The organism is Nonomuraea sp. NPDC003201 (genome assembly GCF_053590415.1).
The window spans coordinates 1-9306 of sequence record NZ_JBSFTC010000373.1; the positions used below are offsets into that span (position 1 = coordinate 1).

The following is a 9306-nucleotide window of genomic DNA, read 5'->3' on the forward strand; positions in this document are numbered from 1 at the left end:
CGTCGTCCTGCGACGCCGCCCGCGCCCGCGCCGCCAGCGCCTCCTCCAGCGCCGCGACGTCCTCCTCGGTGCGCCGCTGCGCGGCCATCCGGGCGGCCTGCGTCTCGACCATCATGCGCACCTCGTAGACGTCCGTGATGGCGGCCCGACGGAGCCGGGCGGGCCAGTCCTCGGCGTTCACGGTGGCGTTCACAGTGGCGATCGCAGTGGCGATCACGAACACGCCCGAGCCCTGCCGGGCCTGCACCAGCCCCGCCCCGGCCAGCGCGCGCAGCGCCTCCCGGACCGTCGAGCGCCCCACTCCCAGCGTCTTGGCCAGCGCGTTCTCGCCGGGCAGGCGGGTGCCCACGGGCCATTCGCCCTGAGTGATCTGCTCGCGCAGGTGCTGGGTGGCCTGCTCGACGAGCGGGCTGGGACGGAGGGAGCCGAGCGGCATCGAACGAACCTCTCAGGTTGTCTGAGGACCTGTGTTGTGATTAGTGTAGCCGCCATGACGCCGTCCGTGTACGCCTGGAACCGTCAACGTCCCAGCACCATGCCCTACCACCGCTACCGGCCCGCCCACGAGCGCGTCGAGGTGCCGCTCACCGAGCGCGACTGGCCGTCCGCGCGCATCACGCGGGCCCCGCTCTGGGTGCCCGTGGACCTGCGCGACGGCAACCAGGCGCTGGCCGAGCCGATGGACCCGGCCCGCAAGCGCCGGATGTTCGACCTGCTGACGGGCATGGGGTTCAAGGAGATCGAGGTCGGCTACCCCTCCTCCAGCCAGCTCGACTTCGACTTCGTCCGCCACCTGGCCGAGCCCGGCGTCGTGCCGGAGGACGTGACCGTGGTCGTCTTCACGGCCGCCAGGCGCGACCTGATCGAGCGCACGTTCGCCGCCATCGAGGGCCTGCCCCGCGCGGTCGTGCACCTCTACACCGCCACCGCCCCCACCTGGCGGAACGTGGTGCTCGGCCACGACCGGCACGAGCTGCGCGGCCTGATCATGGACGCCGCCGGGCACATCGCCCGGCTCGCGGACGGCCTCGACGTGCGCTTCCAGTTCTCGCCGGAGGTGTTCAACCTCACCGAGCCCGACTACGTGCTGGAGGTCTGCAACGACCTGACGGCCCTGTGGGACGCCGCGCCGGACCGCCCGGTGATCCACAACCTGCCCGCGACGGTCGAGGTGGCCACCCCCAACGTGTACGCCGACCAGATCGAGTACATGCACCGCCACCTCGACCGCAGGGACGCGGTGATCCTCTCGGTGCACCCGCACAACGACCGCGGCACCGGCGTGGCCTGCGCCGAGCTGGCCGTGCTGGCCGGCGCCCAGCGGGTGGAGGGCTGCCTGTTCGGCAACGGCGAGCGGACCGGCAACGTGGACCTGGTGACCCTCGCGCTCAACCTGCACACCCAGGGCGTGGACCCCATGCTCGACCTGTCCGACATCGACGAGATCCGCCGGGTCGTGGAGCACTGCAACCGGCTGCCCGTGCCCGAGCGCCACCCGTACGCGGGAGACCTCGTCCACACCGCCTTCTCCGGCACCCACCAGGACGCCATCGGCAAGGGCCTGGCCCACCACGCCAAGCGGGCCGCCGAGCTGGGCGTGCCGCCGGAGCAGGCGCCGTGGGAGGTGCCGTACCTGCCCATCGACCCCGCCGACGTGGGCCGCGGCTACCAGGCGGTCATCCGGGTCAACAGCCAGTCGGGCAAGGGCGGCATCGCCTACCTCCTGCGCACCCGCTACGGCCTGGAGCTGCCCCGCCGCCTGCAGATCGACTTCTCCTCGGTCGTGCAGCGGGCCACCGACGGCAGCGGCGAGGAGATCACCGCCGAGCAGCTGTGGGAGCTCTTCCACGCCACCTACCTGGCCCCGGGGGAGACCGGCGCGCTGGCCGAGTGGAGCACGAGGGAGACGGCGCCGGGCGTGCACGAGTTCGAGGGCACGCTGAAGTCGGGGCGCCGGCTGCGCGGCACCGGCAACGGGCCGCTGTCCGCGCTGACCGCCGCGCTCGGCGACGACGGGATCGACGTGGACATCCTCCACTTCGCCGAGCACGCCCTGGACCCGGGCCGGGGCAGCCTCGCCATCGCCTACGTGGAGGCCCGCGTCGACGGCGTCACCAGCTGGGGCGCGGCCCAGGACACCTCGGTCCTGACCGCCTCGGCGCACGCCGTGCTGGCCGCCGTCAACCGCGTGCTGGCGTCCGTGCCGGCCTGATCAGGTCGTGGTGGTGATCTTCGCGTCCAGGTGGGCCGCGCACTCGTCGCGGAAGTAGAGCGTACGGGAGCGCAGCCGCTTGGGGTCGGCCAGGACCGCCCGGGAGACCGAGGGCACGACGGCGTGCCGTACGGAGGCGAACAGCCGCGCCACGTCGGCGGGAGAGGCTCCCTGGGCGCCAAGCCCCGGCGCGAGGATGGGGCCGTTGAGGTCGTCCAGCGAGTGCTCCAGCTCGGGCAGCGTGGCCCCCATCACGACCCCGATGGGCCCCAGCGGCTCGTGCCCGGCGTTCGCCGCGGCGACCCCGGCCAGCACCTGGTCGGCCACGAGCCGCTGCAGCGGGGCCGCCTCCGGGTTGGAGGTGCGGGCCAGCACGAAGACGCCGGCGTCGTTGGCCAGGGCCGACAGGATCGCGCCCTCCAGCGACCCGAACCCGAGGTACGGGCTCAGCGTCACGGCGTCGGCGGCCAGCGGGCTGCCCCGGTCGAGGTACGCCTCGGCGTAGGCGGCCATCGTGCTGTCGATGTCGCCCCGCTTGACGTCGAGCAGCACCAGCGTCCCGGCCTCGCGCAGGTCGGCGATGGTGCGTTCCAGCACCGCGATGCCGCGGCTGCCCCAGCGCTCGTAGAAGGCGGACTGCGGCTTGACCAGGGCCGCCACGTCGCCGACGGCCTCGACGACCGTGCGGCTGAAGCGTTCCAGACCGGCGGGCGAGTCGTCGAGCCCCCAGGCGTGCAGCAGCGCCGGGCTCGGATCGATGCCCACACAGAGCGGCCCGCACTCGTCGAGCCTGGCTCGAAGGCGCGTCCCGAATGACTCGTTCATTTCAAGGGCCCCCTTATGACCGTAGGCAGCCTAGCTTGCGGCGGCCGTGGCCAGGAATGCTTACTTCGGCGCCGGTATGGGATCGGGCCTTCAAGTGGCTTTCCGGGGGTAGATCAGGCTATATGTACGAGATCGCCCAACGGGTGCTGGTGCTGCGTACCGATCCGCCGCGTGATGTCACCGTCACGGTCGGCGTGCCTTACGAAGAGCCGACGGGGGACTGGTCGTGCCCGTACCGGATCGACGGGCTCGACGGGTGGGAGCACGAGCGGAAGGTCACCGGGGTCGACTCGCTGGAGGCGATCGAGCTGGCCCTGGCCATGCTCCGGGCGGCGCTGGCGGGCTCGCACGAGGCCAAGGAAGGGCTGCTGAGCTGGGAGGAGGCGCCGTCGGGGCAGCGGCCGCAGACGGTGTACGTGAGCTTGGACACGCTCCGAGATATCGCCTATATCGCGATGAAGCACGAAATAGCGCCAGAAGAGGTCGTAAGTCAGGTTGAAGTGGCTGATGTCGTTCTTGATTTCGGCGACGCCGGGCAACTCCTCGGCCTGGAGATCTCGAACGCGGCCGGGCGGCTCCCGTCCGAGATGCGGATCTGAAAGATCGGCATAATCGGCACCATGAGCGCCGGCACCCTCCCCCGTCTTGTGGCCACCGACCTCGACGGCACCCTCCTCAACTCCTCGCGTGCCATCACTCCCCGCACCCGAGAGGCCCTTCAGGCCGCCCGCGCGGCCGGAGCCCAGATCGTCTTCGTCACCGCCAGGCCGCCGCGCGGCATCCGCGCGATCGCCGATCAGGCGGGCGTCACGGGCGTCGCGATCTGCAGCAACGGCGCGATCGTGTACGACCTGGCCACCGACGAGGTCGTCACCAGCCATCTCCTGGACCGGACGGCGGCGAACAAGGTCGCGCAGGCCCTGGCCGCGGCCCTGCCCGGGGTCGGCCTGGCCGTCGAGACGGGCCGGGGCGTGCTCGCCGAGGCCGCCTACACCAGGCGCATCGTGGAGGACCTGGCCTACCTCCGCGAGGTGAGCTCCGTCTTCGACGGCGACGACCCCATCATCAAGCTGCTGGCCCAGTCGCAGACCAGCACGGCGGACGAGATGATCGCGGCCGTCATGGCGGGGGTCGAAGGGCTGGCCGAGGTCACGCACTCCGGCGGGACCGGGCTCCTGGAGATCAGCGCTGCCGGGGTGACGAAGGCGAGCACGCTCGACGTGCTGTGCCGGGAGTGGGGGATCGCGCCCGGCGAGGTGGTGGCCTTCGGCGACATGCCGAACGACCTGGCGGTGCTCGCCTACGCGGGCGCCGGGTACGCCATGGCCAACGCGCACCACCTGGTGCTGGCGGCGGTCGAGCGCCGCACGCTGTCCAACGACGAGGACGGCGTGGCCGCGGTGCTGGAGGTGCTGTACGGCTGAGGATCCGTACGTGCCCGCCCGCCCCCGCAGGCGGGCACGTACGGTGTCAGGCGTCGTCGTCCGACACCCGGGAGGCGCCCTTACAGGTGGTGGGCGACTTGCCGAGCAGCGGGAGCAGTGACCCGCAGGTGCTCACGGGCAGCGACACCGGCTCGATGATCTCGTCGTTGAAGATGGTCACGTTGCCGATCAGGGGCGGGGGACCGCTCGGCCCGGCGGCCTCGCCCTCGGCGTGCGCGGCGCCCGCGAGCGAGCACACGAACACCGCGATCGTCACGATGACGGCCGGCCGCCTCACCGGAGCGCCCCGGCTAGGCGGCGACCCGTTCCTGCTTCAGGGTCGACTGCCGCTCGCCCCCGTTCGTCTCGGCGTCGCGCCGCGCGCCCGCCATGATGCGGTCGATCAGCGCCAGCGTCAGCGCCGAGACCACGAAGGTCAGGTGGATCAGCGTTTTCCACAGCAGCTCCCGGTCGGTGATGGTGGGTCTGGACGCGTTGATGAAGATCTGGAGGAGGTGGACGGACGAGATGCCGATGATCGCCATGGCCAGCTTGACCTTCAGCACGTTGGCGTTGACGTGGGAAAGCCATTGGGGCTGGTCGGGGTGACCATCGATGCGTATTCGGGAGACGAACGTCTCGTAGCCGCCGATGATGACCATGATGAGCAGATTGGAGACCATGACCACGTCCACGAGGCCGAGGACGATCAGCATGACGGTGGTCTCCGGTGGTGAGCCGCCGAAGCCGAGCTCGATCAGATGGAGCAACTCCAGCATGAACCGCCACGTGTACACGATCTGGGCCAGGATCAGCCCCATGTAGAGCGGCGCCTGAATCCACCGGCTGAGGAACATGAAGTAGCCGACATAACCAGACATGGTCCGTGACTCCGGTGGAGGGTCGGCCACGGGCACCTGCGCGAGCCGCACTAGGACGTGAAGACGTTGACGTGCTGGACCCAGGTCTCGACGCGCGCGATGGGCGGGTCGGTGGTGAGCTTGTCGAAAGCGATGGAGGGTAGGGCGCCCGCCAGCGCGAGTGCGGCGACGGCGGTCAGGACGCGGACCTTCAAAGGATCTCCTAGCTGCTCTGCGCTATCGGATGGACTGGGCTTGCGCTGCAGGGGGAACTGATCGGGCCACCGTGGCAGGCGGCGCGGCCGGCTTCGCCGCGCCGCCTGCCCGGATAACCGGATCGGCCGGGGACGTGCCCAGGCTGAGCCGGTCAGGGCTGCAAGCAGCTCACGGCCGGGACCTCGGCCGGCACGGCCGGGGCGGTCGGGTCGATCAACGTCGTGGCGCCGGCGCCGGCCTCGGCCAGGCAGGGGACCAGGGTGAGAGGATCCACCACGGCGTAGGAGGCCGGGGCGGAGAGCAGGGTCAGGCCACCGGCGAGGGCCGCGACGGCGGCGATCCTACGGGGGGAGAAAAGCATAGAACCTCCTGGGAGACGGTAATGAACAACCGTCGTCTAGCTACCCAGGGTAGTGATCCAGTAACGCTCCGTATATTAGAAAGCTCTCACGTCTCCCAGCGGTCCTGCGCGGCCATGACCTCGTCGGCGTGGTCGTGCGCCCACGCCCCGAACGCCTCGATCGGGCCGAGGAGCGTGCGGCCGAGATCGGTCAGCTCGTACTCGACGCGGGGCGGGGCCTCCGCGTACGTGCGGCGCGTGATCAGGCCGTTGAACTCCAGGCGGCGCAGCGTCTCGGTGAGAACCTTGGTGCTGATGCCGCCGATCTCCCCGCGCAGCCGTCCCGGCCGGCGCGGGCCGTGGCGCAGCGCCCACAGGACGACCGCGTTCCAGGTGTTGGCCAGCAGGTCAAAGGCCAGCCGGGCCTGGCAGTCGGCGATGAACCCCAACGAGGCCTCCGTTAGGCACCAAATGGTGTGTGACGGGCTTTCTACAGTCCTTTCTACTTACCAGTTCATGCGATGGAGGACGAACATGCGTATCGGGATCCTGGGGGCGGGCGGCATGGCGGACGCCCTGGGCACGCAGTGGGCCAGGGCGGGGCACAAGGTGATGATCAGCGGCCGGGACGCCTCCGCGAGCGCGGCCCGGGCCGCGACGATGACGGCCGAGGCGTCCCGCGCCCGCGCCGAGACCCCGGGGGTGCGGGCCGGGAGTTGGGCGGAGGCGGCGGCGTTCGGGGAGGTCGTGATGGTGGCCGTCAGGCAGGCGGGGCTGGCCGGCGTGCTCGAGCCCGCCGGCGGCGCGATGCGCGGCAAGCCCGTCATCGACGTGGCCAACGCCGAGGGCCCGTACGACCCCGCCCGCCCCATCGCCCCGCTGATCCGCGACCTCACGGGAGGGCACGTGGTGAAGGCGTTCAACCTGTGCCATGTGGACGTGTGGCGGCTGACGCCGCCGGTGTTCGACGGCAGGCCGCTGGCCGTGCCGCTGTGCGGTGACGACCCGGCCGCCCTGGCCGCGGTGCGTACGCTGGTCGCCGACCTCGGCTGCACCCCGGTGGACGGTGGCGGGCTCGACCGGGCCGTGCTGCTGGAGGCGACGGCCGCGTTCATGATCGGCCTCTGGTTCGGCGGCGCCGACGCCCAGGCCGTGCTCCCCCCGGTGGCTTATTCGGGCGTCTGAGCCGTACGACCGGCGGTGTATCGGGGATGACGACGAGCGGCGGATGCCCTCCGGCGGGTCCGGCAAGATCCTGGAGACCTCAAACCAGGTCGAAGGAGAAAGCCAGTGGTAACCCAGGTCGCCAAGGGGAACGGGTACGTGACCGCGTTCAAGGCCGTGGTCGTCCTCAACACGCTGTCCGTCCTGGCGCAGGCCGTGACGGCCGGGCAGCTGATGAGCGGGGGAGGGGCGGGCTCGCACGGCATGGGGGCGTTGGCCGTGCACGTGCTGGGGCTGCTGCAGCTCGTCGCGGCTGTCCTGCTGTGGCGGCCCGGCCGGGGCCCGGGCTGGCCCGCGCTGGTCGGCCTGGCGGTGCTGCTGCTCGGCTTCGTCCAGTCCGCCATGGGCGGCTCGGGCGTGCTGGCGGTGCACGTACCGCTCGGGATGACCCTCTTCGGGCTCAGCGTCTGGCTCCTCGTCTGGGCCTGGCGCCCGCGATGACGGCGGAGGCCGGCCGGGCTGGTGGGCCCGGTGGTCGGTTCGGGCATCAGCCGGTCTGGCGGGTCAGATGGTCGTCCGGGCATTAGCCGGGGTGGCGGGCCCGATGGTGGGCGCGGTGGTGGGCCCGGTGGTGGGCGCGGTGGTGGGCCCGGTGGTGGGCCCGGTGGTGGGCGCGGGCATCAGTCGGGGTGGCGGGCCAGGTGGTCGGCGCGGCGGATCGGATCGGGGAGGCGGTAGCGCGGGGCGAGGCGCAGGACCTGGTCGGTGACAGTGTCCAGGGAGATGCGGTGGCCCTGGGAGACGTACACCGGCTTGATCTCCCGCTGCGTGCGCAGCGCGCGGCCGACGACGGCGCCCTCGTGGACGATCGGCGCCCAGTCGCCCCGTTCCGGCCCCGGCGGCTCGTGCGTGCCGACGAAGGGCGTCTTGCCCACGCCGAGCGCGGGCAGGCCGGTCAGCACGCCCAGGTGGCAGGCCAGGCCGAAGCCGCGCGGGTGCGCCAGCCCGTACCCGTCGCAGACCAGCAGGTCGGGCGTCACCGTGAGCCGTTCGAGCGCCTCCACCAGGGCGGGCAGCTCCCGGAAGGCGAACAGCCCCGGCACGTACGGGAACGCCACCCGGCCGCGCACCGTCACCTCCTCCACCGTCGCCATCGTGCCGGCGTCGAGGACGACCACGGCGGCCGTGAGGGCGTCGTCGCCGTGATAGTGCACGTCCAGGCCCGCGACCAGGGAGAAGTCGGCGGGGCCGGTGAGCTCGACGCGTCCGCGGAGCCGGTCCTGGACGGCCTCGGCCTCGGCGGTGGTGGTGGGCCATGGGTGGAGCTGCTGTACCTGCACCCGGCCTAAGCTATTACGCGTAGGGTCGGGCTCATGATCGAGGTGCTGGTGGTCGTCGGCCCCGGTGTGGTGGCCGACGCGGGGTTGCTGGAGGAGATCGCGGCCCGCGAGTTCGCCGCCGCGGGGGTCTCCGGGACGCTCGTCCACGCCCGCGACGCCTCTCACGTCCTCTCGCTGCTGTCGTCGCCGTCCTCGCCGTCCTCGCCGTCCTCGCCGTCCTCGCCTGAGGGGGCGGGCGGTGTGGTCGTGCTGCCGGGGCCCTCGGCCGAGGTGCGCTCGCTGATCGGGCGGGACCTCGGGGCGGTGGTCTGGGCGGACGTCGAGCGTGCCGACGGGGTGACGGCCGGGGAGGGCGCCACCCACCTGCACGGGCGCGGCGTCGGCGGGCTGGCCTGGGGCATCCGCCATGCCGTGCACCGGGTACGGCATCCGTCGCGGCGGATCGCGTACGGGCCGCTGCCGGAGCAGTGGGGCGAGCTGTACCTTCCGGACGCCGACGAGCCGCCCGTGGTGATGCTGATCCACGGCGGTTACTGGCGGTCGATCTGGGCGGCCGACATCATGGGGCCGCTCTGCGCCGACCTGGTCGGGCGCGGGTTCGCGGTGTGGAACCTCGAGTACCGGCGGCCGGACCTGCACGGCTGGGACGCGACGACGGCGGACGTGGCGGCGGGACTGGCCGCCCTCGCGACGGCGCACGCCGCGTTGCGTGGCTCGGACGCGCTCGCGCCGGACGCGCTCGCGCCGGACCTGCTCCCCTCGGGCGCGCTTCCGGCGGGCGTCGATCGGACGGTGGCGCTGGACCTCACCCGGGTGACCGTCGTCGGCCACTCGGCAGGCGCCCAACTCGCCCTCCGCGCGGTCGCGGACGCGGCGGCCGGCGAGGCGTCCACAGGGCCGGCCAGCCGTGCGGGCCCTCGCCCAG

At 72.3% G+C, this 9306-nt stretch carries 13 protein-coding genes and 1 pseudogene; 6 read left to right on the plus strand and 8 right to left on the minus strand.

What is annotated here, in order from left to right; translation table 11 throughout:
* Nucleotides 1-436: FadR/GntR family transcriptional regulator (locus ACWDX9_RS54455; RefSeq protein WP_449970261.1), on the minus strand; the 436-nt coding region annotated here is incomplete at its 3' end.
* 54 nt (nucleotides 437-490) lie between these two features.
* Between ACWDX9_RS54455 and ACWDX9_RS54460 the strand changes: the two genes are divergently transcribed.
* The gene (locus ACWDX9_RS54460; protein WP_449970262.1) at nucleotides 491-2212 is read left to right on the plus strand and encodes a 2-isopropylmalate synthase; all 1722 of its coding nucleotides are present in this window, start codon (nucleotides 491-493) and stop codon (nucleotides 2210-2212) included.
* On the opposite strand, the gene pyrF is transcribed toward ACWDX9_RS54460, so the two are convergent.
* Nucleotides 2213-3037, minus strand: a complete 825-nt coding sequence (gene pyrF, locus ACWDX9_RS54465) for an orotidine-5'-phosphate decarboxylase (protein ID WP_363972273.1) — start codon at nucleotides 3035-3037, stop codon at nucleotides 2213-2215.
* Nucleotides 3038-3159: 122 nt separating this feature from the next.
* On the opposite strand from pyrF, the gene ACWDX9_RS54470 reads away from it, so the two are divergent.
* Both ACWDX9_RS54470 and ACWDX9_RS54475 read left to right on the plus strand, forming a co-directional pair.
* Nucleotides 3160-3636, plus strand: coding sequence for a DUF2283 domain-containing protein (locus tag ACWDX9_RS54470; RefSeq protein WP_449970265.1), 477 nt, complete (start codon nucleotides 3160-3162; stop codon nucleotides 3634-3636).
* Nucleotides 3637-3657: 21 nt separating this feature from the next.
* A complete protein-coding gene (locus ACWDX9_RS54475; RefSeq protein ID WP_449970268.1) occupies nucleotides 3658-4461 on the plus strand; it encodes a Cof-type HAD-IIB family hydrolase in 804 nt (267 codons plus the stop codon).
* A gap of 46 nt (nucleotides 4462-4507) precedes the next feature.
* Here ACWDX9_RS54475 and ACWDX9_RS54480 read toward each other — a convergent pair whose 3' ends face one another.
* The 5 genes from ACWDX9_RS54480 to ACWDX9_RS54500 form a co-directional block, all read right to left on the minus strand.
* The gene (locus tag ACWDX9_RS54480; protein WP_449970271.1) at nucleotides 4508-4759 is read right to left on the minus strand and encodes a hypothetical protein; all 252 of its coding nucleotides are present in this window, start codon (nucleotides 4757-4759) and stop codon (nucleotides 4508-4510) included.
* Between the two features lie 13 nt (nucleotides 4760-4772).
* The gene (locus ACWDX9_RS54485) at nucleotides 4773-5342 is read right to left on the minus strand and encodes a TIGR00645 family protein (RefSeq protein WP_355198303.1); all 570 of its coding nucleotides are present in this window, start codon (nucleotides 5340-5342) and stop codon (nucleotides 4773-4775) included.
* Nucleotides 5343-5392: 50 nt separating this feature from the next.
* Nucleotides 5393-5536, minus strand: coding sequence for a hypothetical protein (locus tag ACWDX9_RS54490; protein ID WP_449970273.1), 144 nt, complete (start codon nucleotides 5534-5536; stop codon nucleotides 5393-5395).
* A gap of 152 nt (nucleotides 5537-5688) precedes the next feature.
* Nucleotides 5689-5898: a hypothetical protein gene (locus ACWDX9_RS54495; RefSeq protein ID WP_350727080.1), complete on the minus strand. Its 210-nt coding sequence runs from the start codon at nucleotides 5896-5898 to the stop codon at nucleotides 5689-5691.
* An 86-nt stretch (nucleotides 5899-5984) separates the two neighbouring features.
* Entirely contained in the window at nucleotides 5985-6326 is a 342-nt protein-coding gene (locus tag ACWDX9_RS54500) for a winged helix-turn-helix transcriptional regulator (protein ID WP_449970276.1), read from the minus strand.
* Between the two features lie 85 nt (nucleotides 6327-6411).
* Here ACWDX9_RS54500 and ACWDX9_RS54505 point away from each other — a divergent pair, with 85 nt between their 5' ends.
* Entirely contained in the window at nucleotides 6412-7062 is a 651-nt protein-coding gene (locus ACWDX9_RS54505; RefSeq protein ID WP_449970279.1) for an NADPH-dependent F420 reductase, read from the plus strand.
* A gap of 105 nt (nucleotides 7063-7167) precedes the next feature.
* Nucleotides 7168-7542, plus strand: a complete 375-nt coding sequence (locus ACWDX9_RS54510) for a hypothetical protein (RefSeq protein WP_449970282.1) — start codon at nucleotides 7168-7170, stop codon at nucleotides 7540-7542.
* A 179-nt stretch (nucleotides 7543-7721) separates the two neighbouring features.
* On the opposite strand, the gene ACWDX9_RS54515 is transcribed toward ACWDX9_RS54510, so the two are convergent.
* Nucleotides 7722-8381: an endonuclease V gene (locus tag ACWDX9_RS54515; protein WP_350727084.1), complete on the minus strand. Its 660-nt coding sequence runs from the start codon at nucleotides 8379-8381 to the stop codon at nucleotides 7722-7724.
* Nucleotides 8382-8414: 33 nt separating this feature from the next.
* Between ACWDX9_RS54515 and ACWDX9_RS54520 the strand changes: the two are divergent.
* A pseudogene (locus ACWDX9_RS54520) lies at nucleotides 8415-9306 on the plus strand (hypothetical protein); the annotation flags it as partial.

Coding starts and splice junctions, on each gene's coding strand:
- pyrF (WP_363972273.1), bottom strand. CDS start 3,037: ATGAACGAGTCATTCGGGACGCGCCTTCGAGCCAGGCTCGACGAGTGC.
- ACWDX9_RS54495 (WP_350727080.1), bottom strand. CDS start 5,898: ATGCTTTTCTCCCCCCGTAGGATCGCCGCCGTCGCGGCCCTCGCCGGT.
- ACWDX9_RS54505 (WP_449970279.1), top strand. CDS start 6,412: ATGCGTATCGGGATCCTGGGGGCGGGCGGCATGGCGGACGCCCTGGGC.
- ACWDX9_RS54470 (WP_449970265.1), top strand. CDS start 3,160: ATGTACGAGATCGCCCAACGGGTGCTGGTGCTGCGTACCGATCCGCCG.
- ACWDX9_RS54485 (WP_355198303.1), bottom strand. CDS start 5,342: ATGTCTGGTTATGTCGGCTACTTCATGTTCCTCAGCCGGTGGATTCAG.
- ACWDX9_RS54475 (WP_449970268.1), top strand. CDS start 3,658: ATGAGCGCCGGCACCCTCCCCCGTCTTGTGGCCACCGACCTCGACGGC.
- ACWDX9_RS54460 (WP_449970262.1), top strand. CDS start 491: ATGACGCCGTCCGTGTACGCCTGGAACCGTCAACGTCCCAGCACCATG.